This window comes from Kribbella sancticallisti, assembly GCF_039530625.1.
GTDB lineage: Bacteria > Actinomycetota > Actinomycetes > Propionibacteriales > Kribbellaceae > Kribbella > Kribbella sancticallisti.
The window spans coordinates 12,448-32,197 of record NZ_BAAAOS010000048.1 but is presented as its reverse complement, the minus strand read 5'-3'; the positions used below and the strand labels follow the sequence as shown (position 1 = coordinate 32,197).

General features: G+C 69.0%; 16 protein-coding genes and 1 pseudogene. 11 read left to right on the top strand and 6 right to left on the bottom strand.

Annotated elements, in window-relative coordinates; genetic code table 11:
* The first annotated feature begins 35 nt into the window (after nucleotides 1-35).
* The 6 genes and pseudogenes from ABD255_RS29505 to ABD255_RS29480 all read left to right on the top strand — a co-directional run bounded on the left by ABD255_RS29505 (nucleotide 36) and on the right by ABD255_RS29480 (nucleotide 9,718).
* On the top strand, nucleotides 36-1,433 hold the full coding sequence (locus tag ABD255_RS29505; protein WP_344219731.1) for an ATP-binding protein: 1,398 nt from the start codon (nucleotides 36-38) through the stop codon (nucleotides 1,431-1,433).
* Between the two features lie 2 nt (nucleotides 1,434-1,435).
* Nucleotides 1,436-3,400 (top strand): vWA domain-containing protein, encoded by a 1,965-nt coding sequence (locus ABD255_RS29500; protein ID WP_344219729.1) that lies wholly within the window; start codon nucleotides 1,436-1,438, stop codon nucleotides 3,398-3,400.
* A gap of 290 nt (nucleotides 3,401-3,690) precedes the next feature.
* Complete coding sequence (gene ppdK / locus ABD255_RS29495) at nucleotides 3,691-6,357, top strand: pyruvate, phosphate dikinase (RefSeq protein ID WP_344219727.1); 2,667 nt, start codon at nucleotides 3,691-3,693, stop codon at nucleotides 6,355-6,357.
* 56 nt (nucleotides 6,358-6,413) lie between these two features.
* A pseudogene (locus ABD255_RS29490) lies at nucleotides 6,414-7,862 on the top strand (GMC oxidoreductase); the annotation flags it as partial.
* Nucleotides 7,863-8,496: 634 nt separating this feature from the next.
* Nucleotides 8,497-9,288, top strand: a complete 792-nt coding sequence (locus tag ABD255_RS29485) for a class I SAM-dependent methyltransferase (protein ID WP_344219725.1) — start codon at nucleotides 8,497-8,499, stop codon at nucleotides 9,286-9,288.
* A 151-nt stretch (nucleotides 9,289-9,439) separates the two neighbouring features.
* Nucleotides 9,440-9,718 (top strand): YciI family protein, encoded by a 279-nt coding sequence (locus ABD255_RS29480; protein WP_344219723.1) that lies wholly within the window; start codon nucleotides 9,440-9,442, stop codon nucleotides 9,716-9,718.
* 6 nt (nucleotides 9,719-9,724) lie between these two features.
* Here the strand turns inward: ABD255_RS29480 and ABD255_RS29475 are convergent, their stop codons facing one another.
* Nucleotides 9,725-10,948 carry a hypothetical protein gene (locus ABD255_RS29475; RefSeq protein WP_344219721.1) on the bottom strand — a complete coding sequence of 408 codons (1,224 nt, stop codon included), beginning with the start codon at nucleotides 10,946-10,948 and terminating at the stop codon, nucleotides 9,725-9,727.
* Between the two features lie 152 nt (nucleotides 10,949-11,100).
* On the opposite strand from ABD255_RS29475, the gene ABD255_RS29470 reads away from it, so the two are divergent.
* Nucleotides 11,101-12,627: a helix-turn-helix domain-containing protein gene (locus ABD255_RS29470; RefSeq protein ID WP_344219719.1), complete on the top strand. Its 1,527-nt coding sequence runs from the start codon at nucleotides 11,101-11,103 to the stop codon at nucleotides 12,625-12,627.
* Here ABD255_RS29470 and ABD255_RS29465 read toward each other — a convergent pair.
* Nucleotides 12,592-13,455 carry an alpha/beta hydrolase gene (locus tag ABD255_RS29465; RefSeq protein ID WP_344219717.1) on the bottom strand — a complete coding sequence of 288 codons (864 nt, stop codon included), beginning with the start codon at nucleotides 13,453-13,455 and terminating at the stop codon, nucleotides 12,592-12,594. The two genes, ABD255_RS29470 and ABD255_RS29465, sit on opposite strands and share 36 nt — an antisense overlap.
* Nucleotides 13,452-14,045, bottom strand: coding sequence for a TIGR03086 family metal-binding protein (locus ABD255_RS29460; protein ID WP_344219715.1), 594 nt, complete (start codon nucleotides 14,043-14,045; stop codon nucleotides 13,452-13,454). Before ABD255_RS29460 ends, ABD255_RS29465 begins: the two co-directional genes overlap by 4 nt.
* Nucleotides 14,046-14,167: 122 nt before the next feature.
* Here ABD255_RS29460 and ABD255_RS29455 point away from each other — a divergent pair, with 122 nt between their 5' ends.
* On the top strand, nucleotides 14,168-14,797 hold the full coding sequence (locus ABD255_RS29455; protein WP_344219713.1) for a TetR/AcrR family transcriptional regulator: 630 nt from the start codon (nucleotides 14,168-14,170) through the stop codon (nucleotides 14,795-14,797).
* Here ABD255_RS29455 and ABD255_RS29450 read toward each other — a convergent pair.
* Together ABD255_RS29450 and ABD255_RS29445 are read right to left on the bottom strand one after the other, a co-directional pair.
* Nucleotides 14,740-16,011, bottom strand: coding sequence for an MFS transporter (locus tag ABD255_RS29450; protein WP_344219711.1), 1,272 nt, complete (start codon nucleotides 16,009-16,011; stop codon nucleotides 14,740-14,742). The genes ABD255_RS29455 and ABD255_RS29450 overlap by 58 nt on opposite strands.
* A complete protein-coding gene (locus ABD255_RS29445) occupies nucleotides 16,008-16,583 on the bottom strand; it encodes an ArsR/SmtB family transcription factor (protein WP_344219709.1) in 576 nt (191 codons plus the stop codon). The genes ABD255_RS29450 and ABD255_RS29445 overlap by 4 nt, the downstream gene beginning before the upstream one ends.
* A gap of 83 nt (nucleotides 16,584-16,666) precedes the next feature.
* Here ABD255_RS29445 and ABD255_RS29440 point away from each other — a divergent pair, with 83 nt between their 5' ends.
* The 3 genes from ABD255_RS29440 to ABD255_RS29430 all read left to right on the top strand — a co-directional run bounded on the left by ABD255_RS29440 (nucleotide 16,667) and on the right by ABD255_RS29430 (nucleotide 19,105).
* A complete protein-coding gene (locus tag ABD255_RS29440; RefSeq protein WP_344219707.1) occupies nucleotides 16,667-17,275 on the top strand; it encodes a dihydrofolate reductase family protein in 609 nt (202 codons plus the stop codon).
* Between the two features lie 73 nt (nucleotides 17,276-17,348).
* Complete coding sequence (locus tag ABD255_RS29435) at nucleotides 17,349-17,792, top strand: nuclear transport factor 2 family protein (RefSeq protein WP_344219705.1); 444 nt, start codon at nucleotides 17,349-17,351, stop codon at nucleotides 17,790-17,792.
* A 53-nt stretch (nucleotides 17,793-17,845) separates the two neighbouring features.
* Nucleotides 17,846-19,105, top strand: coding sequence for a deoxyguanosinetriphosphate triphosphohydrolase (locus tag ABD255_RS29430; RefSeq protein ID WP_344219703.1), 1,260 nt, complete (start codon nucleotides 17,846-17,848; stop codon nucleotides 19,103-19,105).
* Here ABD255_RS29430 and ABD255_RS29425 read toward each other — a convergent pair.
* Nucleotides 19,058-19,735: a FadR/GntR family transcriptional regulator gene (locus tag ABD255_RS29425; RefSeq protein ID WP_344219701.1), complete on the bottom strand. Its 678-nt coding sequence runs from the start codon at nucleotides 19,733-19,735 to the stop codon at nucleotides 19,058-19,060. The genes ABD255_RS29430 and ABD255_RS29425 overlap by 48 nt on opposite strands.
* Nucleotides 19,736-19,750: the final 15 nt, after the last annotated feature.

Here is a 19,750-nt window from a genome sequence, read left to right as displayed (position 1 = left end):
GTTGTGTTTGGGGTGGGCGAGCTAACGTCGGCAGAGTGACCAGTGCACCTGTCGATCTTCCTCGTAAGGCCGGTGAGCTTCGCGCCGCCGGATACGTTCCCCGCACCATCAAGGCCGAGATCCGCGACAACCTGCTGACGGAGTTGCGCGCCGGTCGTGACCCCTGGCCCGGCATCGTCGGGTTCTCCCGCACCGTGATTCCCCAGTTGGAGCGTGCCCTGCTCGCCGGGCACGACGTAGTACTGCTCGGTGAGCGGGGGCAGGGCAAGACCCGCCTCCTGCGCACCCTGATGGGTCTGCTCGACGAGTGGACCCCGGTGATCGAGGGCGCCGAACTGCCCGAGCACCCGTTGGACCCGATCACCCCGGCGTCGAAGCGCCGCGCCGCCGAACTCGGTGACGACCTGCCGGTCGCCTGGCTGCACCGCAGCCTCCGGTACGCCGAGAAGCTCGCGACGCCCGACACCTCCGTCGGTGACCTGATCGGCGACGTCGACCCGGTGAAGGTGGCCGAGGGCCGCAGCCTGGGCGACCCGGAGACGATCCACTTCGGGCTGGTACCGCGGGCGCACCGCGGCATCGTCGCCATCAACGAGCTGCCGGACCTGGCCGAGCGGATCCAGGTCGCGCTGCTCAACGTGATGGAGGAGCGCGACATCCAGGTCCGCGGCTACGCGCTCCGGCTGCCGCTGGACGTGTTGCTGGTGGCAACGGCCAACCCGGAGGACTACACCAACCGCGGCCGGATCATCACGCCGCTGAAGGACCGGTTCGGCGCCGAGGTGCGGACCCACTACCCGCTGGACATCGACGCCGAGGTGGACGTCGTCCGGCAGGAGAGCCACCTCACCGCCGAGGTCGGCGAGCCGCTGCTGGAGGTGCTCGCGCGGTTCGTACGGCACCTGCGCGAGTCGAACGCGATCGACCAGCGGTCGGGCGTCTCGGCCCGGTTCGCGGTCGCCGCGGCAGAGACCGTTGCCGCCGCCGCTCTGCGCCGCAGCGCGATCACCGGTGAGGAGCCGGCTGTCGCCCGTCCGGTCGACCTTGAAGCCGTCCCGGCCGTACTGCGGGGCAAGCTCGAGTTCGAGCCGGGTGAGGAAGGACGCGAGACCGAGCTGCTCGAATACCTGCTGCGTCGCTCGGTGGCGGACACCGCCCGCGAGCGGTTCGCCGGGCTCGACCTCACCCCGCTCGCGGATGCCGTTGCCCAGGGCCACCTGGTGAGCACGGGCGAGCGGATTCCCGGACGCGACGTACTCGCGGCGCTCCCCGAGCTGCCCGTGCTCCACGACGTGGCCGCCCGGGCCGGGGTCGAGCCGGACGACTCACCCGGCCGGATCGCCGCCGCGGTCGAGCTCGCCCTGGAGGCGCTCTACCTGTCCAAACGGCTCGCGAAGGACGCCGACGACGACACCACGGTCTACGGAGCCTGACGATGACCGCGGCGATACCCGAAGGCTGGTCCTACGGGCCCTGGCACGAAGGGCCGGACCCGCTCGCCGCGCCGGTGGATCTGCGCGACGCGCTGGACGAGCTCGGCCGGGACGTGATGGCCGGTTCGTCGCCGAGGTCCGCGCTGGAGGAGTTGCTCCGGCGCGGGACCCGCAACACCCAGGGGCTCGACGACCTGACCCGCCGGCTGTGGGAGCGGCGCCGTGAGATCCAGCGGCGGCACAACCTCGACGGCACCCTGCGCGACGTCCAGCGGCTGCTGAACGAAGCGCTCGACGCCGAGCGGCGGGAGTTGTTCCCGGACCCGTCCGACGACGCCCGCTTCCGCGAGGCGCAACTGGACGCGCTCCCCGCCGGTACGGCGGCCGCGGTACGGGAGCTGGCCAACTACGACTGGCAGTCGTCGGAGGCTCGGGAGAAGTACGAGCAGATCAAGGAGACGCTCGGCCGCGAGCTGCTCGGGTCGCGGTTCGAGGGCATGAAGGAGGCCCTGCAGAACACGACGCCGGAAGACATCGAGCGGATCAACGAGATGCTGTCCGATCTCAATGCGCTGCTGGCCGCTCATGCGCAGGGCCGCGACACGGACGAGCTGTTCAGCGAGTTCATGGCCAAGCACGGCGAGTTCTTTCCGGAGAACCCGCGCACCGTCGACGAGCTGATCGACGTACTGGCTGCCCGCGCGGCGGCCGCACAGCGGATGCTCAACTCGATGACGCCGGAGCAGCGGGCCGAGTTGGCCGAGCTCTCGCAGCAGGCGTTCGGCAATCCTCAGCTGTCCCAGCAGCTGGCGAACCTCGACGCCCAACTGCAGGCGCTCAGGCCGGGGGAGGACTGGTCGGGCTCCGAGCGGATGAGTGGTGACGACCCGCTCGGTCTGGCCGAAGGCGCCCGGGCGATGTCCGATCTGGCCGAGCTGGACGCCCTGGCCGAGCAGCTGTCCCAGTCGTATCCGGGAGCGCGCTTGGAGGACATCGATCTCGATGCCCTGACCCGTCAACTCGGCGACGAGGCGACGGTGGACGCGAAGCGCCTGTCGGAACTCGAGCGGCAGCTGCGCGACCAAGGCCTGCTGGAGCGAGCCCCCGACGGCACGTTGCAGCTGTCACCGAAGGCGTTGCGGCAACTCGGTCAGACAGCGCTCGCCGATGTGCTCAGGACAGCCCGCGGCCAGTCCGGCGAACGTGACGCGGCCTCGGCCGGAGCCGCCGGCGAGCTGAGCGGGTCCACCCGGGCCTGGCAGTTCGGCGACACCCAGCCGTGGGACGTGCCGCGCACGGTGCGCAACGCAGTACTGCGTACTGCGGGTGCCGGGCGGGGTGGTTCGGTGAAGCTCGACGTGTCCGACGTGGAGATCGCCGAGACCGAGCACCGGGCGCGAGCGGCGGTCGCGTTGCTCGTGGACACGTCGTGGTCGATGGTCCAGGAGGGGCGGTGGCTCCCGATGAAGCGGACCGCGCTCGCCCTGCACCAGCTGATCTCGACCCGCTATCGCAACGACGCCCTCCAGCTGATCACCTTCGGCCGCTACGCCGGAGTGGTCGAGCTGCCGCAGCTCATCGGACTGGAAGGCACCTGGGAGCAGGGCACCAACGCGCACCATGCCCTGCTGCTCGCCGGCCGGCACCTGCGACGTCATCCGGACGCCCAGCCGGTGGTCCTGATGGTGACCGACGGGGAGCCGACGGCCCACCTCGAACCGGACGGCACCGCAGAGTTCGACTACCCACCTCGGCCCGCGACTCTCCGCAAGACGGTCGCCGAGGTCGACCGGCTCGCCAAGCTGGGCGCGTCGCTCACGGTCTTCCGCCTGGGCGACGACCCGCGACTCAACGCCTTCGTCGACCTCCTGGCCCGCCGCAGCGGCGGCCGGGTCCTGGCCCCGGACGCCGACGGCCTCGGCGCCGCGGTGGTCGGCGACTACTTGAGGACCCGTCGCAGGCTCTGATCAAGCACTGAACCAGCAGGCGCATACCCATCTCGAAGGTGGGTATGCGCCTGCTTTCACGTTTCCTCGGTGAAACCCCGGATTGTCCTGCGTTGTCAACGAGGCAAAGGTTTTCCGCCCGACGACATGTGGGCAGCATCACGAACTCATCGTGAGACCAGTGTTCAACTGGACTGTTTTTCTGGCTTACCCTGAAAAGACGTCCACGCCACCGGAGTCGTCGGGCCAGCGGTCACCACGCCGCGACCGGACTGAGCGACCACTCGCCGCCCACATCTCAGGGAGTCACCGTGCCGAAACTCGTCTACGACTTCACCGAAGGCAACAAGGACATGAAGGAGCTCCTCGGTGGCAAGGGAGCCAACCTCGCCGAGATGACCAACCTCGGACTGCCCGTGCCGCCCGGCTTCACCATCTCCGCCGAGGCGTGCAAGGTCTTCCTGGCGACCGGTTCGGTGCCGCCCGAGCTCGCCGACGAGATCGACCACCACGTGTCCGCGCTCGAGCAGAAGATGGGCAAGAAGCTCGGCCAGGCCGACGACCCGCTGCTGGTCTCGGTCCGCTCCGGTGCCGCCGTGTCGATGCCCGGGATGATGGAGACGGTCCTGAACGTCGGCCTGAACGACGACTCCGTGAACGGCCTCGCACACCAGTCCGGCAACCCGCGGTTCGCCTGGGACGCCTACCGCCGGCTGATCCAGATGTTCGGCAAGACCGTGCTCGGGATGGAGGGCGACGTCTTCGAGGACGCGATCGAGGCGGCCAAAAAGGCCAAGGGCACCAAGAACGACCTCGACCTGGACGCCGACGACCTGCAGGCCCTGGTCAAGAACTTCAAGGCCGCCGTCAAGCAGCACACCGGCCGGGACTTCCCGCAGGACCCGCGCGAGCAGATGGACCTCGCGATCGAGGCGGTCTTCGGGTCCTGGAACGCCGAGCGCGCCATCCTCTACCGCCGCCAGGAGCGGATCGCCACCGACCTCGGCACGGCGGTGAACATCTGCTCGATGGTGTTCGGCAACCTCGGGATGGACTCCGGCACCGGCGTCGCCTTCACCCGCGACCCGTCGAGTGGCCAGCCCGGCGTCTACGGCGACTACCTGCAGAACGCCCAGGGCGAGGATGTCGTCGCGGGCATCCGCAACACCGTGCCGCTGGCCGACCTGGAGCAGATCGACAGGTTGTCGTACGACAACCTGATGGAGATCATGGCCACGCTGGAAGGCCACTACCGCGATCTGTGCGACATCGAGTTCACCGTCGAGCGCGGCAAGCTCTGGATGCTGCAGACCCGAGTCGGCAAGCGCACCGCGGGCGCCGCCTTCCGGATCGCGACCAGCCTGATCGACGAGGGCATGATCGACATCGACGAGGCGCTGAAGCGGGTCAAGGGCGCCCAGCTCGCCCAGTTGATGTTCCCGCGGTTCGACACCGACGCCGACCGGGACCTGGTGACGAAGGGGATCGGCGCCTCGCCCGGTGCCGCCTCCGGCAAGGTCGTCTTCACCTCCGCCGCGGCGGTCGAGGCCGCCGGCAAGGGCGAGAAGGTGATCCTGGTCCGCCGCGAGACGAACCCCGACGACCTGCACGGCATGATCGCCGCCCAGGGCATCCTGACCAGCCGCGGCGGCAAGACCTCGCATGCGGCAGTAGTTGCCCGAGGCATGGGAAAGACCTGCGTCTGCGGCGCGGAGGAGCTCGACGTCGAGGTCGCCGCCGGCCGGATCAAGGTCCACGGCACGACCATCTCCGCCGGTGACGTGATCTCGATCGACGGGACCACCGGCGAGGTGTTCCTCGGCGAGGTGCCGGTCGTGCCCTCCCCGGTCGTGCAGTACTTCGAGGGCTCGCTCGCGCCCGACGCCGGTGACGAACTGGTCGCGGCCGTGCACCGGCTGATCACCCACGCCGACGAGATCCGCCGGCTCGGCGTACGGACGAACGCGGACACGGCCGAGGATGCGGATCGAGCCCGGCGGTTCGGTGCCGAGGGCATCGGGCTGTGCCGGACCGAGCACATGTTCCTGGGGGAGCGGCGCGAGGCGGTCGAGCGGCTGATCCTGGCCGACGACGACGCCGAACGCGAGGCCGCCCTGGCCGAGCTGGAGCCGTTGCAGCGTGGGGACTTCCTCGAACTGCTGGCCGCGATGGACGGCCTGCCGGTGACGATCCGGCTGATCGACCCGCCGCTGCACGAGTTCCTGCCGTCGATGGAGGAGCTGGCCGTCAAGGTCGCGCTGGCCGAGGAGCGCGGCGAGGACGCGGGCCGCGACAAGGTGCTGCTGGCCGCGGTCGAGCGGCTGCACGAGCAGAACCCGATGCTCGGGCTTCGCGGTGTGCGGCTCGGCCTCGTCGTGCCGGGGTTGTTCGCCATGCAGGTCCGGGCGATCGCGTCGGCCGCGGCCGAGCTCCGCGGTCAGGGCAAGGACCCGCGCCCGGAGATCATGATCCCGCTGGTCGGCGCGATCCAGGAGTTGCAGCTCGCCCGTGACGAGGTCGAAGGGGTCCTGCGGGAGGTCACCGAGACCGAGGGCGTCGAGTGGAACACCCCGATCGGGACGATGATCGAGTTGCCGCGGGCCGCGGTGATCGCGGACCAGATCGCCGAGGCGGCGGACTTCTTCTCCTTCGGCACCAACGACCTGACCCAGACCACCTGGGGCTTCAGCCGGGACGACGTGGAGGGCTCGTTCTTCTCCCGCTACCTGGAGAAGGGCATCTTCGCGGTCTCCCCGTTCGAGTCGATCGACCGCGACGGCGTCGGCGCCTTGGTCCGGACCGGCGTCGAGAAGGGCCGGGCCGCCAAGCCCGACCTCAAGCTCGGCATCTGCGGCGAACACGGCGGCGACCCCGACAGCATCCACTTCTTCGACGAGGTCGGTCTGGACTACGTGTCCTGCTCGCCCTTCCGGCTGCCGGTCGCCCGGCTGGAGGCAGGCCGGGCGACGCTGGACTGAGCAGCGCCTAGTTAGGCCTTGTGTCACCATAGTTAGAGGGTGTAACTTTTCTGACTATGGATAACAAGGCTGACGTCGTGGTGGTCGGAAGCGGGTTCGGTGGCGCCGTCGCGGCGGCCCGGTTGGCTCAGGCCGGGCAGCGGGTGGTCGTGCTGGAGCGCGGGCGGCGGTGGCGGGCCGGCGACTTCCCGCGCGGTCAGAGCCTGCGCGACGGCTGGCTGTGGAGTTCGGGCCGCGGCCTGTACGACGTGCGCTGGCTCGACCGGATGATCAGCGTCCAGGGGGCCGGGTGGGGAGGTGGTTCGCTCGTCTACGCGAACGTCTTCGCCCGGCCGCCGGCGCAGGTCTTCGAGGACCACTGGCCGGCGGGCTACCGGCGCGACACGCTCGATCCGTACTTCGACCTGGCCGCGCACATGCTCGAAGTACGGCAGTTGCCGACCGATCCGCGGACCGGGAGGTTGCCGAAGCGGACCGAGTTGATGGACCGGGCGGGGGAGCGGATGGGCCGCCCGGCCGGCGTCGTCCGGCCGCAACTGGCCGTGCGGTTCGGTGACACCGACCAGCCGATCGTCAACCGGCACGGCACCGAGCAGCGCGCCTGCACGTTCGTCGGCGAATGCGTCCTCGGCTGCAACCGCGGCGCGAAGAACAGCCTCGACTACAACTACCTGTCCGTCGCCGAGCAGCACGGCGCCGAGTCCCGCACGGACTGCGAGGTAGTAGCCATCCAGCAAACGATTGACGGCTACGGGGTCTCCTACGTCGACCGCTCAAGGGAAAGCGACATTCGCGCCAAGGGCGATCTTGCGGCGGGGGGACGGCTCCGCACCATCCACGCAGCACGGGTCTTTCTCGCCGCCGGGGCGGTCGGCACGACTGAGTTGCTGTTGAAGGCGAAGAAGACCAGCTTGCCCGAGCTGTCGGATCGGCTGGGGGAGGGATTCTCCGGGAACGGCGACTTCCTCGCGTTCGTGCGGAAGCCGAAGGCGGATCTCGATCCCGGGCACGGGCCGACGATCACCACCACGAGCATCGTCGACTGTGAGGTGGACGGGCGGAAGGTCTGGTTCCAGGTGCAGGACGGCAGCTACCCGGAGCGCCTCGGCATGCTCGTCGACGGGCTCACCCCGTTCCGCCGCCCCAAGGACCGGAACATGATGACCCTGCTGCTGATGGGCCGCGACACCTCGGACGGCCGGCTCGTGCTCGACCACAAAGACGAGGCAGCCGTCGAGTGGGACAACCTGGCGAACCGCGACCTGTACCGCGCCCAGAGCCGCGCCTCGCGGGCCATGGCGAAGCAGTTGACCGGCCGCGGTGTGGTCGCCCCGACCTGGCGGTTCTTCCGCAGGGCCGTCACCGTCCACAACCTCGGCGGTACTCCGATGGGCCCGGACGGCGTGATCGACGAGTACGGCCAGGTGCACAACTACCCCGGCCTGTACGTCGTGGACGGCGCCGCCGTGCCCGGCGCGACCGGGACCAACCCGTCCGGCACGATCCTGGCGATGGCCGAGCGGATGGTCGAGCACGCCGTGCGAGGAATCCTCGGCGACGAGACCTGGCGCGCGCCGGAAACGCAGTACGTGGTGAAGACGGCGGCTCCGGAGGACGCGGCGATGGCGGCGATGGCCCGGGCACAGCGCGATACCGCCGGCTTCGGCGTGCACTTCAGCGAGCGGATGACCGGCGACGACCTCGATCTGAAGCTGCAGGTCCGTCTACCGGGATGGAAGGCGTTCGCGGCGGATGAGAATCACAAGCTCGAGGTCACCGGCGAGGCGACCGTTCATGGCGCGTCGGCGACAGTGGCCGGCACCCTTGCACTCTTCCCCGACAACCAGAACGTGGCGATGCGCTACGACCTCACCCTCACCGCGTCCAGCGGCACGAAGTGGTCGCTGGCGGGCACCAAGACACAGCGCTCCCGCAACATCTGGCGCGACCTCACCACCCTCCGCACCACGCTCACCGCTGCCGACGGCTCCCAGGAGAGCGGCGAGGTCCGCATCAGCACCACCGGCGCGGTCGCCCTCGGGCTGTCGCTTCGCGGCGAGGCCTACACAGCGACTCAACGACTCCGAGTCCTCCACAGATTCGTCACCTTCTTCGCCCGGAGGGCGCTAGCCTGCCGCAATGAGCCGGGAGCGACTGCGCAAGACGTTCGGGGAGGACGCGGAGCTGTACGACCGGGTCCGGCCGACGTACCCACCTCGCCTGTACGACGACCTGTCCGAGTTGCTGGGGAATCCACGGCGCCCGCGGGTGCTGGAGATCGGGTGTGGGACCGGGCAGGCGACCGCGCCGATGATCAAGCGCGGCTGGTCGGTCAAGGCGGTCGAGCTGAGCCCGGAGCTCGGCCGGGTGGCGCGGCAGAAGCTGCCGGAGCTCGAGGTGATCATCGCGGACTTCGAGAACTGGCCGCTTCCCGCTGAGCGGTTCGACCTGGTTGTCTCGGCGACGGCCTTCCACTGGATCGACCCGGAGGTCCGGGTGCCGAAGTCGGCCGACGCGCTCCGCCCGGGCGGTCTGCTCGCCATCGTCTCCACGCACCACATCGCCGGCGGCAGTGCGCAGTACTGGCTCGACGTCCAGGACTGCTATCGGCGGTTCACCGACGACGCGGACGAGGTCGGCCTGCGCCCGGCCGACGCGATCCCGAAGGACTCCGCCGAGATCGACGAGAGCGGGCTGTTCGGGCCGGTGATCTTCCGCCGGTACGAGTGGGAACAGACCTACACGACCTCGGAGTACCTCGATCTGATCTCGTCGTACTCAGGACATCGAGCCTTGACAACGGAGGCCCGTGACGGACTGTACGACTGTATCGGCGCTCGCATCGAGGCCGAGGGTGGCGCGATCACCAAGCGTTACCTGACAGAACTGACTGCAGCAAATCGCCTTAACCAGCCTCTTGCATCCGAGTGATTCGGTGGTCAAAATAACCGAGCGGGAAGGGCGATCACTCGTCGACTTTCGGGTCCGACCTGAACCAGCCGCTGTGGCGGCTCGTGACTCCCTTCCCGCACCAAATTCCTGTCGCGGGGGCCCTGGCCGGGCAGCTTATACAGTTGCGGTCATGGCCCTTTTCGCGCTCCAACTCCGGTTCACCGACCCCGACGGCCGCATGCAGGTCCGGCCGGCGCACCGCGAGTACCTCACCCGACTGCACCAGGCGGGCAAGCTCCTGGCCGCCGGTCCGTACGCCGACCAGACCGGCGCGCTGCTGATCTACGACGTCGCTGACGAGGCCGAGGTACGGGAGATCCTCGCGAACGACCCCTACACCCCGGCCGACGTCTACGAGATCGCGTCGCTGCAGGAGTGGCAGCCGTTGTTCCCGGTGCAGCCGGCCTGACCGGCTCTAGGCCTCGCTGGTCTCGAAGTCCAGGTGGTCGACGTAGGCCCACAGCCAGACGAGCGGAGCGAGCACCATCTCGGGCTCGTCCACCTCGTCGTTGACGAAGATCATCGACACCTCGCCGTTCGAGATGTCCTCGACGACCGCGCCGCACACCGCGACCGCCGCGTCGAAGGACACCGGTGCCGGTCCGTCCTCCCAGCGCGGCGCCGGCAGTGGCAACACCGGCGCCTCGTCCGTGCCGCCCAGGTCGACCGACACCTGCTGCAGCATCTCGTAGAGGTCGAAGGAGATCAGCCCGGCCAGCGGGCTCCCGTCGATGCCGATCAGGTAGGGGTCGTCCGTGCCGGCCCGGAACGCGTCCCGTACCTCGCCGAGCGCGGCCGGCAGATCCGTCACCTCGATGTACGGCGCCTCGGCCGGCTCCTCTTCCCCGTCCTCGCCGAGTTCACCGCTGCGCATCTGGTCGAACGAGTGCAGCAGGTCGCTCAGCTCGGCGAACGCGCCACCGCCGGGGGCCGCCTGGGCGCGCTTCTCCAGATCCCGCAGGTGCTCGACCAGTTCGTCCTCGAAATGCAGGTCGTACTTCGGCAGCCCGGGCTCGCGGCCGGCGTTGATCTGCGCGACCAGTTGGGTCGAGATCGGCCCGAGCCGCTCGGCCAGCACCTCCAGCGGCGTGGTCGGCTTCTCCTCCTCGTCGTGCACGCAGGAGTCGTCGTCGGTCTTGCCCTCGTTCTCCATCGCGAGCAGCACCGAGAAGGCCGGGAACGCGATCAGCGCCGCCGTCGCCAGCATTCCGTCGCCGATCAGCATCAGCGGGTTGCCGCCGGCCTCGGTCCGGCGCAGGTGGTCGGGGAGCAGCGCCGCGGCCTGCTCGACATTCACCTGGCTCGCCAGCGAGGACAACCCGTGGTCGGCGTCCACCCCGAGCTGCTCGACCAGCGTCTCGGAGCTCATGTCGAAGGTGGAGCGCAGGTAATAGCGCAGCCAGCCCGCATCCACCGGATTGCCGAGCAGTTCGGCGATCCGGGCGCGGAAGTCGGCCAGGTCGGCGATCGCCAGCACCACCAGGACGGGCTGGTCGCCGTCACCGATGACGAGCGGCCGGGTGTCGCCGTTCTGGAAGCCGTCGATGACCTGGTGCAGGCCTTCGGCGGCCGCTTCCAACGGCCAGGACTCCGCCTCGAACTCGGTCACCACCCCGGAGGTGTTGACGTCGTCGGGCATCAGATGGTCCTCTCCGGGCGGCGGCGGGGTGCGCCTACTGTAAGGGGCTTGAGTGTCGGCCGGGGCAGCCGGTCGGTGCGGCGTGACATCGGCTACGCTCTGAGCGGCGGGTCGATGCAGGGATATCTCACATGTGAGATAAGGTCCGGCGCATGACTGTTGACTACCTGAGCCGGATCGGCAACCTCATCCGGGACGCCCGCAAGCACCGCGGCTGGACGCAGACCCAGCTCGCCGACGTGCTGGCCACCAGTCAGAGTGCGGTGAACCGGATCGAAAAGGGCCATCAGAACCTCACTCTCGAGATGCTCGCCCGGATCGGCGAAGCACTCGACTCTGAGATTGTCTCTCTCGGTGGCGGCCCGGTCCACCTTCGTGTGGCCGGTGGACGGCAGCTGTCCGGATCGATCGACGTGAAGTCCAGCAAGAACGCCGGGGTCGCGCTGCTGTGCGCCAGCCTGCTCAACAAGGGCCGGACCACGCTGCGCAAGGTCGCCCGGATCGAAGAGGTCAACCGGCTGCTCGAAGTACTGAACTCGATCGGCGTCAAGACCACCTGGCTGAACGACGCCGGCGACCTGGAGATCGTCCCGCCGGCGCACCTCGACCTCGCCGCGATGGACGCCGAGGCGGCCCGCCGGACCCGCAGCATCATCATGTTCCTCGGCCCGCTGCTGCACCGCGAGGACACCTTCGCGCTGCCGTACGCCGGTGGCTGCGACCTCGGCACCCGGACGGTCGAGCCGCACATGTCGGCGCTGCGCCCGTTCGGTCTGGAGATCAAGGCGACCGCGGGGGAGTACCACGCGCTGGTCAACCGGGCGATCACGCCGGGCAAGCCGATCGTGCTGACCGAGCGCGGCGACACGGTGACCGAGAACGCGATCATGGCCGCCGCCCGGCACAACGGCGTCAGCGTGATCCGCAACGCGAGCTCGAACTACATGGTCCAGGACCTGTGCTTCTACCTCGAGTTGCTCGGCGTCCGGATCGACGGCGTCGGCAGCACCACGCTGACCGTGCACGGTCAGGCCGAGATCGACGTGGACGTCGACTACGCGCCGTCCGAGGATCCGATCGAGGCGATGAGCCTGCTCACCGCGGCCATCGTGACGAGTTCGGAGATCACCATCCGGCGGGCGCCGATCGAGTTCCTGGAGATCGAACTGGCGCTGCTGGAGGAGATGGGCCTCGACTACAGCCGCAGCGACGAGTACCTGGCCGAGAACGGCCGGACCCGGCTGGTCGACCTGACCACCCGGCCGTCCACCCTGCACGCGCCGATCGACAAGATCCACCCGATGCCGTTCCCGGGTCTGAACATCGACAACCTGCCGTTCTTCGCGGTGATCGCGGCGACCGCGACCGGGCAGACGCTGATCCACGACTGGGTCTACGAGAACCGCGCGATCTACCTGACCGACCTGAACAAGCTCGGCGGCCGGGTCAAGCTGCTCGACCCGCACCGGGTGATGGTCGAGGGCCCGACGCACTTCTCCGGCGCCGAGATCATGTGCCCGCCGGCGCTCCGCCCGGCGGTGGTCACGCTGATCGCGATGATGGCGGCCAAGGGCACCTCGGTGCTGCGCAGCGTGTACGTGATCAACCGCGGCTACGAGGAACTGGCCGCCCGGCTCAACTCGCTAGGCGCCCAGATCGAGACGTTCCGCGACATCTGAGTCCCGCAGCCTGTCTCCTTCCCGCAGCCTGTCTCCTTCTTGCAGGAAGGCCACGGCCTCGGTGATCACCGCCGGATCGATCATGATCCGGCGGTGACCGAGGCCGTACGTCTGCAGGAAGTGCGCCCGCGGCCCGTACGCCGCCAGCAGCACCGGCGCCTGGGTGGGATCCACCACGTCGTCCTCGTCGTTGTGGATCACCAGCAGGTCGACCTCACCGGCCGACACGGAGTACTTCGTCCAGATCTGGTCGTCGCCGCCGAAATAGCCGCGCTCGATCGACCGCCGCAAAGCCCGGTTCACCTTCGCGCCGAGCCCGAGTGCGCGGCAGAACGCGTTGACCAGGTAGTCGAACTCCGCGAGCCCGCTGATCGCGACCACCCGGCCGGCCGCGACGCCCTCGCGGACGGAGTACAGGGCGAACGGGACGCCGAGAGAGTGCGCGATCACGCCTTCGAACGGGCCGTGCCGTTGCTCGAGGCCCTGGATGATGCGCTGGTGGCCGAGGATCGAGGCGACCGGACCGGGGGAGTCGCCGTGCCCGGGCGCGTCGTACGAGATCGGGCTGTAGCCGAGGTCGAGCAACCGCGTGATGAAGGCGTGGAAGCGCGAAGCGCGCGAACGCCAGCCGTGGACGAGCAGAACAGGCCGCCTGCCGTCGCCCCACGCGTAGGTGACGACCCCGTCGACGATCTCGACCTTGGCGGCCTCGTGGATCTTGCGTTCGGTGTCGCGCACCTGGCCGCGCTTGAACGGCCGCTGCCACAACTCGAACGCGATCCGCCCCGCGATGCTCGACGGAAGCAGGTTCAGCATCTTGAGGTTCATCGTGCGCTCCATTCGGGGTCGCGTCCGGTCAGCCCGAGCAGCCGCTCACTCGGCCGCGCGTCGTGCGGAACCTGTACGACGGCCGCGAACGCCCCGCCCGCGGGTCGATCGGCGGGAAACAGCGGACTCATCCGCAACGCCGCCTCGGCCAGGTCGTCCGGAATCGGATCGGGCCGTCCGATCGAGCGCGCCACGTCCCACGCGTGCACCAGATAGTCGAGGAAGTGCATAGCCACCGCGACCCGCCCCGGGAACACCCCGAACTCGCGCACCTCGACCGGCCGATCCAGTACGTCGTACCCCGCGAAGGCGGCGCCGACCCTCGCCACGGACGCCGGGAACTTCGCCAGCGTGATCTCGTCCGGCGGGCCCGGTCGCCAGGCGGTCCGGTCCACCACGCCCGCGGAGTTCGCCGCGAAGCCGCGGTTCTCCGCGACCAGATGCGCCACCAACTCGCCCAGGTTCCACTCCGAACACGGCGTCGGCAGATCGAGTTGGTCCGGTCGGACCGCGGCGACGGCGTCCAGGCACAACGCCGTCGCCGCTCGGTCGAGGGCGCGGGGATCGAGGTCACTCAGCACTGAGCTCATGAGGATCCGTTCCTGCTGTCGATAAACTGTACGAACGATCGTATTATTAGTTTGCCGGACCGGCGGCGTCAACCCAACTAAGATGCGGTGCTGGACCTGGCCTGACCGGAGCGGAGGTGGCGATGGAGACGCGAGTCGACGGACGGCTGGTCCGGGGCGACCAGACCCGGCGGTTGGTACTGCGGAAGGCGGTCGACATCGCCTCGGTGGACGGCCTGGAAGGGCTGTCGATCGGCCGGCTCGCCAAGGAGCTCGACGTCAGCAAGAGCGGAGTGTTCGCGCACTTCGGGTCGAAGGAAGAGCTGCAACTGGCGACGATCCGCGCGGCCCGGCGGATCTATGCCGACGCCGTCGTGCAGCCCGCGTTCGCCGTCGAGCCCGGCCTCGGGCGGGTCTGGGCCATGAGCGAGAGCTGGCTGGAGTACTCCCGCCGCCGCGTCTTCCCCGGCGGCTGCTTCTTCGCGAAGGCGTCCCACGAGTACGGCGCTCGCCGCGGCCCGGTGCACGACTACCTGGCCGAGGTGAACCAGGAGTGGATGCAACTGGTCGAGCAGACCATCTCCGAGGCGATCGAACGCGGCGAACTCGAGGCCGACCCGGGCCAACTCGCCTTCGAGCTGAACGCCTTCTACGACTCGGCGAACATGGCGTCGCTGCTGCGCGACAACGACGACACCGTGTACGAGCGAGCTCGTCAGTCGATCCGCGCCCGGCTCGAAGCCGCCGCCGCCGGTACTGCGCTGCCCTGGTGATCGGGGAGGTCGCGCTGGCGCCTGATGGGCGAGAAGAGCAGGATCAGGCCGGCCAGGGGGACACCCGCGGTCGTGATCCACAGCGCAGTACGGAGTCCTAGGGCTTCTCCGAGGGTGCCGCCGAGCAGGGCGCCGAGGGGGATCGTGCCGTAGTTCAGGAACGCGGAGCTGGCGGCAAGGCGGCCGCGGAGTTCGGGCGGGCAGTAGGACTGGTGGAAGGTCGCCTTGATCGTGTTGCCGGCGACCACTCCGACTCCGATGCTGAAGGCGCCGACCAGGTAGAAGGCGAGCCCGCCGCCAGTGGTGAGAGGAATCAGCAGGGCCAGGGTCGGGAGGACCAGTTCGAACAGGAGCATGGCGCGCGCAGTACCGACTCTGTTCGCGACGCGACGGGCTGCGAAGGCGCCCGCGACTCCGCCACTGCTGGCGATCGCGATGAGGGCGCCGACGACGCCAGGTGTCAGGCCGACTTCGCGGACCAGGAAGACCACGATGATCGACTGGTAGCCCATCAGGCCGAGGTTGGAGACGCCGCCGAAGATGGTGATCGTGCGCAGCCAGACATCACCCGCGACAAGGCGCAGGCCCGCGATGACTTCGCCAACGAGGGCTGGTTTCCGGTCGGAGGTGGCTCGCGGCTCGCGGTGGCGGATCGCGGTCAGGCAAAGGAGTGCGATCAGGAAGGTCGAGGTGTCCACGAGCATGCCGTCGACGGCTCCGATCGCCTGCACGATCAGCCCGCCACAACCGACACCCGCGATCTGCGCCGCCGACGCGCTGCCATGCAGCTTGGCGTTTCCCTCGGCCTGATCGGCCGGCTCCAGCAGCTCGGGAAGATAGGCGGTGTAGGCGGTCTGGAAGAACACGGCCGCCGTCCCGGTCAGTACTGCGATCGCCAGCAGCAGCTCGATCGTCAGCAGTCCCAGCTGATCCGCGAGCGGAATAGAGCCGAACGACAGCAGTGATCCCGCCGTCGCGAGCTGCATGATCGGACGCCGGGGGAGCCGATCGACCCAGGCGCCGACCGGCAACCCGATCAGCAGCCAAGGCAACCATGCCGCCGCGCTCAGCAACCCCACTTCGAACGTCGTTGCCTGCAGCACCGAAACCGCGATCAACGGCAACGCGACCGTCGACACCGCGCTCCCGAACCGGCTGACCGTCTCGCCGACCCACAACCACCGGAAGTCGCGGTGCCGCACCAGAAGACTCATCCCGGCATCCGAGGGAACGACTGCACCTGCACCACCACGGGCATTGCTTGCTGCTCCCCGCCTTCAGTCAGCGTCTTGTTCTCCTCGACGTGCCGCTCGATCACGGCCTTCAGTTCGTCGTTCAGAGCGATCAGCCCCGCCGGCGTCAGCCTCAGATCGCGCCAGTCGGACAACTCGGCCGCATGCTGCCACTCACCCGGCCAGTCCTCGGCGACGTAGTCCTGCACCCGTTCGAAGTACTGCTGGACGAGTTGCTGCAGATAGACCTTCAGCGCGCCGCTGGTCTCCGGGTCATCGCGGAAGTCGGCTGGATTCAACTCGGTCCGCCCCTGCGGCACCCGCCACCAGCGCTCGCGCTTGGTCCCGCGCTCGACTTCCTCCTCGATATAGCCGTGCTCCGCGAGTAACCGCAGATGCCAACTGATCGTGCCGGTGCTCTCGCCCAGGCGCGCGGACAGCCCGGTCGACGTCGCGGATCCGTCCAGCTCCAGCGCCTCCAGGATCCGCATCCGCAGGGGATGGGCGAGACCGCGCAGGCTGCGCGCGTCGATCCGTCGCATCGGTCGGTCCATGCCCTCATCGTATTCTGCAGAGAAGCCTCTGCAAAGGGTCCTCTGCAAGATTTTCTGTCGGTGCCGGGTTCTACGTTCGAGCTATGCGACCTCATGTGGTGGCTCATCTAGCGGTCTCGATCGACGGTGCGACGACCGGGTTCGAGGCCGATCAAGCGCGCTTCTACGCGATGGCGACGCTGTGGCAGGAAGACGTGACGCTGGTCGGAGCCGACACGATCCTGGCCCAGGAAAGCGCCGTGCGGACCGCCGATCGCCCCGGTCCTCGTGCGGCCGGCCCGCTGCTCGCAGTCGTCGACAGTCGCCACCGCGTCCACAATCTGGAGGACCTGCGCGACCTCGGCTACTGGTCCGACGTCATCGGTCTGTACTCCGACCAGACGCCCGCGCGCGCACCTGACAGCACCACCGGGGAGTTGGTGGCCGGCTACGAGCAGGTGGACCTCGCCGAAGCGCTCGAACTTCTCCATCGCAGAGGCGCCCAGGTGGTTCGCGTCGACAGCGGCGGGACGCTGGTCGGAGTACTGCTGTCGCTGGGGTTGATCGACGAGCTCAGCCTGCTTGTCCATCCGGTTGTCGTCGGTGCCGGCCCTCGTTGGCATGGCGCCTTCGACGGCCGCTTCGACTTGAGACTCGCCAACACCGAGGTCTTCGAGGGCGGCATCGTCTGGCTCCGCTACTGCACCGCCTGAGCTTTCCTTTCGGCCCGAGGTTTGCCTCCAGGCCCAAACTGGGTACACTGTACGAATTTCCTGGTTCGACGTGATGAAGGAGTTGGTTTTGACCGAGGCGCAGAGCATTCCGGGCCCGGCGGGATTCGTGCCGAGCGAGGCGGAGGTGGCGAGTGTCCACGCCTGGTTCGTGCGATTCGACGCGCTCGCGGCGGCGCGGGACTACGAGGGGATGGCCGACCAGGCCGTCTTCCCGCTCAACGAGGTGACCGACGACGGCAAGGGCAACGCCTCGGCCGCACAGTACGACCGGGCCGGCTACGTCGCGCAGATGGCGCAGGTGATGGGCGGCGGCGGTGACGTGACCATGGAGACCACTCGCACCCCGCACTTCCTCTCCGCCGGCCTGGTCTTCGTGGTCACCGACGGCACGATGACGTACGGCGGCCACACCCAACCCATCCGCTACGGCGACCTGCTCCTCAAGGTCGACGGCGACTGGAAGTTCCAGTCCATGGTCCAGGGCGGCTGGGGCTGACGTTCTTCTGCGCCGGGGAAAACTGTCGGTGATCGCCGCTAATGTGAGCGGTGATGAGGAAGCAGCATGAGGGGTATGACGAGCACGACGCGGAGCGGTGGGTGGCGGAGCCGGTCAAACGGCCCGGCCGCACCGCCTTCGCGCGTGACCGTGCCCGGGTGCTGCACAGCGCCGCGCTTCGGCGGCTCGCGGCCAAGACCCAGGTGGTCACGGCCGGCAGCGACGACTTCGTCCGGAACCGGCTGACCCACAGCCTGGAGGTCGCGCAGATCGGCCGGGAGTTGGCCAGCACACTGGGCTGCGACCCGGACATCGTGGACGCTGCGTGCCTGGCGCACGACCTCGGTCATCCGCCGTTCGGGCACAACGGCGAGCGGGCGCTGGATCAACTCGCGCAGGACATCGGCGGGTTCGAGGGGAACGCGCAGACGTTGCGGCTGCTGACCCGGCTGGAGTCGAAGACGTTCGACCCGGCCGGGCGCAGCGTCGGGCTCAACCTCAGCCGCGCCACCCTGGACGCCGCCACCAAGTACCCGTGGTTCCGCCGTCCCGGAGAGCGCAAGTTCGGCGCGTACGACGATGACGCCGCGGTGTTCGAGTGGCTGCGCCAGGGGGTGGACGCGACGGGGGTGAGTACGCAGTACCGGCGGTGTCTCGAGGCGCAGGTGATGGACTTCGCCGACGACGTGGCCTACTCGGTGCACGACGTCGAGGACGGGATCGTGGCGCACCAGATCGACCTGCGCCGGGTCGGCGCGGAGCGGGCGCAGTACTGGGAGACGGTCCGGCGGCTCTATTTGCCTGAGGCAACCGATGCCGAGCTGGACGAGAGCTGGCGGCGGCTGACCAGCCTGCCGTACTGGCCGGCCGTGGCCTTCGACGACAGCCGGCGCGCACACGGCGGGTTGAAGGACCTGACCAGCCAGCTGATCGGCCGTTTCGTCACCGCGGCGGAGCAGGCGACGCACGCGCGATTCGGCCGGTCGCGGTTGATCCGGTACGAAGCGGACCTGGTGGTGCCGGACGGCGTCCGTACCGAGATCGGCCTGCTCAAGGGCATCGGCATGTTCCACGCCCTGAACTCCCCTGAAAGACAGGCTCGCCGAGCAGTCCAGCGGGAACTCCTGACCGAACTGGTCGAGGCCCTGTTCACCTCGGCCCCGAACCACCTCGACGCCGCCTTCGCCGCGGACTTCAAGGAGGCGGCCGACGACGACGCCCGCCGCCGCGTCATCATCGACCAGGTCGCCTCGCTGACCGATCCGTCAGCCCAGGCCTGGCACACCCAACTCGTCGGCCCGCGCGATTCGTAGCCGGACGTCGAGGAAGTGCCGGCGCATCGCCTCGCGGGCTGCGTCGGGGTCGCGCTCTCTCAGTGCGGTGACGATCCGCTGATGGTTGGCGACGACGTCCTTCTTGTCGGCCGGCGCGCCAAGGAAGTGTTCGACCTGGTGGTACGTGTCCCAGAACAAGTCGATCAACTGCAGGACCAACTCGTTGTCGCAGTCCTCGTACAGCAGCGCGTGGAACGCGCGATCGGCTTCGAGGTCTTCAGCCATCGCGCTGACCAACTCATCCAGCGCATCGAGTCGGGCATCGTCCGGCGGCCCGCTCGCGACCTCGCCGATCAGCCCGATCTCCAGCAGTTCGCGGACCTCGACCAGTTCGCGGATGGCGCGGATGCTGTCGCTGGACCGGACCCGGAACGCCAGCGAGGTGCTCAGCCCGCTGAGCGAGGCCTGCCCGACGAACGTCCCGTGCCCGTGCCGGATGTCCACGATGCCGAGCGCCTGCAGAGCGCGGATCGCCTCCCGCACGCTGTTCCGGCTCGCGCCGAGCAGGTCCGTCAACTGCGGCTCGGTCGGCATCGCCGCGCCGGGAACGAGCCCGCGCTCGTGGATGAGCGCGATGATCCGCTCCTCCAGCGCCGCCCCCGTCCGCATCCGAGTCTCCTTTGC

Bases quoted from the DNA above. Each gene is read 5' to 3' on its own strand.
- ABD255_RS29500 (WP_344219729.1), top strand. From the start codon at position 1,436: ATGACCGCGGCGATACCCGAAGGCTGGTCCTACGGGCCCTGGCACGAA.
- ABD255_RS29485 (WP_344219725.1), top strand. From the start codon at position 8,497: ATGAGCCGGGAGCGACTGCGCAAGACGTTCGGGGAGGACGCGGAGCTG.
- ABD255_RS29480 (WP_344219723.1), top strand. From the start codon at position 9,440: ATGGCCCTTTTCGCGCTCCAACTCCGGTTCACCGACCCCGACGGCCGC.
- ABD255_RS29475 (WP_344219721.1), bottom strand. From the start codon at position 10,948: ATGCCCGACGACGTCAACACCTCCGGGGTGGTGACCGAGTTCGAGGCG.
- ABD255_RS29470 (WP_344219719.1), top strand. From the start codon at position 11,101: ATGACTGTTGACTACCTGAGCCGGATCGGCAACCTCATCCGGGACGCC.
- ABD255_RS29465 (WP_344219717.1), bottom strand. From the start codon at position 13,455: ATGAACCTCAAGATGCTGAACCTGCTTCCGTCGAGCATCGCGGGGCGG.
- ABD255_RS29460 (WP_344219715.1), bottom strand. From the start codon at position 14,045: ATGAGCTCAGTGCTGAGTGACCTCGATCCCCGCGCCCTCGACCGAGCG.
- ABD255_RS29455 (WP_344219713.1), top strand. From the start codon at position 14,168: ATGGAGACGCGAGTCGACGGACGGCTGGTCCGGGGCGACCAGACCCGG.
- ABD255_RS29450 (WP_344219711.1), bottom strand. From the start codon at position 16,011: ATGAGTCTTCTGGTGCGGCACCGCGACTTCCGGTGGTTGTGGGTCGGC.
- ABD255_RS29445 (WP_344219709.1), bottom strand. From the start codon at position 16,583: ATGGACCGACCGATGCGACGGATCGACGCGCGCAGCCTGCGCGGTCTC.
- ABD255_RS29440 (WP_344219707.1), top strand. From the start codon at position 16,667: ATGCGACCTCATGTGGTGGCTCATCTAGCGGTCTCGATCGACGGTGCG.
- ABD255_RS29435 (WP_344219705.1), top strand. From the start codon at position 17,349: ATGAAGGAGTTGGTTTTGACCGAGGCGCAGAGCATTCCGGGCCCGGCG.
- ABD255_RS29430 (WP_344219703.1), top strand. From the start codon at position 17,846: ATGAGGAAGCAGCATGAGGGGTATGACGAGCACGACGCGGAGCGGTGG.
- ABD255_RS29425 (WP_344219701.1), bottom strand. From the start codon at position 19,735: ATGCGGACGGGGGCGGCGCTGGAGGAGCGGATCATCGCGCTCATCCAC.